Consider the following 907-nt stretch of genomic DNA (forward strand, 5'->3'; position numbering starts at 1 on the left):
AACCTGAATTCGATAATTAAAAAGCGTACAATTGGTTAGTTTTTACCGTTTGATATTTGATTGAAGGTTTCTTAGGGAAGAAACTGTATGCTGCTAATCCAGCTAAGATATTTACGATAAAGTTGATGAATGAACGATGTCTTGAATGCTCAATCTGACAGATGTTTTTAAGTTCGTCGTTCACAGTTTCTATAACTGATCTTTTTCTAAGCATAATCTTATCATTCATACTCATTAGGCTATTTTTCATCTTGTTTCGTATTCCGGTGACTAGATGTATTCCATCGATGAAAAGAATTTCAAACAACTGTTTAGAGATATATCCCTTATCGCCAAACAGCTTTCCAAATATTTTTTTTAGGAAACTTTCTTTTTTTAACGGCTCTCTGTCATCCATATTTCCCTGACTAATAAGGAAATTAAGGATTTCACCCCTGTCATTAATGATTAAATGCAACTTGAAGCCGTAAAACCATCCCATGGTTGATTTTCCAATTTCAGCAGTTCCTTTGAAGACCTTATTGGCTTTTATACGTTTGTTTTTGCAAACCCTTATTGGCGTAGAGTCCACAAATGATATTCCCGTACAAGAACCCGAACAACAGGTTTTCAGAAACATAGTTAAGGGCATAATCACAGTCTGGCTAAGTTCTACAAAACGATTGTAAGAAACTGTCTTAGGGAAATCTTTGTTCATGTGGCGCTGTACATAAAATATGTAATAATGCTTGAAACATTTAAAGCCACTAATCTGAAATAATAGTAGGATACTAATGATCTCACTATTTGACATGGTTGCTGGTCGTCTTGCAGCCTTCCCAATGATGAAGTTTTTAGTGTTTTTTTCAAAGTTCTTGCAAAACTCATCAACTATGCAGAAAATATCGGTAACTTTATCGTATGTAAT

Annotated in this window: 1 protein-coding gene; it reads right to left on the reverse strand. The window is 34.2% G+C overall.

The features are described 5' to 3' along the window. Positions 1-16: 16 nt before the first annotated feature. Entirely contained in the window at positions 17-907 is an 891-nt protein-coding gene (locus G5B32_RS16920; RefSeq protein WP_165292668.1) for an IS982 family transposase, read from the reverse strand.

Source organism: Sphingobacterium sp. SGL-16, assembly GCF_011043515.1.
GTDB lineage: Bacteria > Bacteroidota > Bacteroidia > Sphingobacteriales > Sphingobacteriaceae > Sphingobacterium > Sphingobacterium litopenaei.